The organism is Actinomadura darangshiensis, from assembly GCF_004349235.1.
GTDB classification, from domain to species: domain Bacteria; phylum Actinomycetota; class Actinomycetes; order Streptosporangiales; family Streptosporangiaceae; genus Spirillospora; species Spirillospora darangshiensis.
Map to the genome: position 1 here is coordinate 1 of NZ_SMKY01000557.1, position 2,467 is coordinate 2,467.

Below are 2,467 nucleotides of genomic sequence, written 5' to 3' on the forward strand. Positions count from 1 at the left end.
CCGCCCCCGGCCCGGCCACCCTGTCGCGGCGCGGCGTACTGGCGCTGGTGGGCGGCGGCGGAGCGCTGATCGCGATCCTGACCGCAGGGCAGACCATCGGCGGCGCGGCCCGCCGGATCTCGCTGCTGGCGCCCCGCGGCGGCTACCGCGCCACACCCGGCGATTTCCCGGTCAACAAGACAGCGGCGGCGGCCGGGCTCAGCGCCCGCGACGTCGGTGACGAGTGGCGGCTGACGCTGGCTCATGGGAGCCGGACGGTCGAGCTGGACCGGGCGCGGCTGCTGGCCATGCCCCAGCACACCGCCGTGCTCCCCATCGCCTGCGTCGAGGGATGGTCCACCGTGCAGACCTGGACCGGCGTCCGGCTCCGCGACCTCGCCGCCCTCCTGGACGTGGCCTTCCCATCGTCGGCGTACGTGCGGTCGCTGCAACGCGGTGGGGCGTTCAACCACGCCACCCTGCAGGCCAACCAGGTCTCCGACCCCGACGCGCTGCTCGCGCTGCGGGTCAACGGCGCGGACCTGCCCATCGACCACGGCTACCCCGCCCGCGTCATCGTCCCCGCGCTACCGGGCGTCCACAACACCAAATGGGTCGCCTCGATCGAGTTCCGGGGCGGCTGACATGCGTCCGGTCCTGCCGCGGATCAGAACCTTCTACGGAGCCGACCCGCTGCATCTGCTCGCCCTCATCATCTGCTTCACCCTGGCCGGATACGCGGCTTACCGGCTCGCATCGACCAAGCACTGGCCCTTCGTGCTGGCCTGGTTCGCCGGAGCCGTCATCGGCCACGACCTCGTCCTGTTCCCGCTCTACGCCCTCGCCGACCGATCACTCCTGCGGGGCCTGCGGTCACTGCGAGCAGGTCAGGGTGCGACGCGTCCGGCCGTGCCGGTGGTGAACCACCTCAGAGTGCCCGCCGCGGGTTCGGGGCTGCTGCTCCTGCTCTTCTTCCCGATGATCCTGCGGCAGAGCGAGCAGCGCTACATGGCCGCCGGCGGCCGCACCGAGGACCCCTACCTGTGGCGTTGGCTGCTGGTCACCGGCGCCCTGTTCGCCCTCAGCGCCATCACCTACGCCATACGCCTCGGCCGCGCCAGGACACGCCGGGACCCACCCGCAGACCATGAGCACGCCATCGCCGACAAGCGGCACGACTGACGGACCGGCGTGTGGACCGGCCATCCTGCGCCATTACCGGTGCGACCCACGGGTGGTGACGCCGCATGGCGAAGGAGGGGACAGAGCGTCGCGCCCGGCGCGGGCACGCCCGAGAGCGGCTGCTACGAGTGCATAGCACCCGGCTGGATCGACGATCTGAAATGGTGTGATTCGCCCAAATCGGTCCGTTTCATTTGCTTGATCGATAACCTGGACATGCCTTAACGCGGCTTTTGTGCGGGCAGATCGATGTCGTCCCACGAGTACGAATCGACCCCCGAGCGAGGGGAGTTCCGCACCGATGAGAAACCACGTCAGCAAGACCTGCCGCAGCGTGAGAACCGGAGTCGCCCTGACCGGGGCGGCCGGTCTGATGATGGCGGCGGCGGCCATGACAGCCCCGGCCTACGCCGAGGACACCGCGACCTATCAGGCGAGGCTGGGCCCGCTCAACAACTCCGGCGGCTCGGGGAGCCTCACCCTCGAACTGTCGGGCGGCACCGCGACCATCACCGAGCACTTCTCGGGCCTGGCGGCCACATTCAAGGACATGCCCTACCCGCACGTACAGCACATCCACGGCGGCGCCGAGGGTGTCTGCCCGACCAAGGCCGACGACACCAGCGGCGACGGCGTCATCTCCACGCCCGAAGGCCAGGCGACCTACGGGCCGATCCAGACCACCCTGTCGGTCAAGGGCGACACCTCACCCAAGGCCGGCACCGACATCAAGATCGCGCCCAGCGGCGCGAGCACCGACTACCAGCGGACGATCGACCTCGACGCCGCGACCCTGAAGTCGCTGCGCTCGGGGATCGGCGTCATCGTGGTCCACGGCCTGGACCCCGCCACCCTGCCCAAGCAGGCGCAGAAGGAGAAGAGCCCGCTGGTCCCGTCGCTGCCGCTGGCCGCGACATCACCGGCCCTGTGCGGGCCGCTGAAGATGATGCCCGCGGGCGGCGCCGCCACCGGCACCGGTTCCACCGCCGGCAACGGCGTCCAAGGCAGCTGGCTGCTCGGCCTCGGTGCGGGTCTGGCCGGCACCGCCGCTCTGACCCGCGTGCTGGTCCTGCGGCGCCGCGCCCGGCAATGACCAGGAAATGACCGCAGAGGCGCCGAGGCGATGAAAGCCCCATGGCACGGCGACCGTCAGGTCCACGCGCTGGGCCTGACGGCCGCCGCCTGCGGCCTGGCCGCCGCGGCCACGGCATTCACCGGCCGCCCGCCGCCCGCCCCGCAAGCCCCGGCGGTGACCTCACCCCGCACCTGGTCACCCCCCACCCGGGCACCGCAAGCGGCGCAAGAC

4 protein-coding genes are annotated in these 2,467 nt (G+C 71.4%); all 4 read left to right on the plus strand.

The window, feature by feature from the left end; all coding sequences use genetic code 11:
* The coding region (locus E1293_RS46315; RefSeq protein ID WP_165978720.1) for a molybdopterin-dependent oxidoreductase at positions 1–623 on the plus strand (623 nt) is incomplete at its 5' end.
* A 1-nt stretch (position 624) separates the two neighbouring features.
* Complete coding sequence (locus tag E1293_RS46320; RefSeq protein WP_132206419.1) at positions 625–1,161, plus strand: hypothetical protein; 537 nt, start codon at positions 625–627, stop codon at positions 1,159–1,161.
* Positions 1,162–1,495: 334 nt separating this feature from the next.
* The gene (locus E1293_RS46325) at positions 1,496–2,254 is read left to right on the plus strand and encodes a hypothetical protein (protein WP_207939531.1); all 759 of its coding nucleotides are present in this window, start codon (positions 1,496–1,498) and stop codon (positions 2,252–2,254) included.
* A 30-nt stretch (positions 2,255–2,284) separates the two neighbouring features.
* Positions 2,285–2,467, plus strand: a 183-nt coding sequence (locus tag E1293_RS49095) for a hypothetical protein (protein ID WP_207939532.1), incomplete at its 3' end; no start/stop codon positions are given.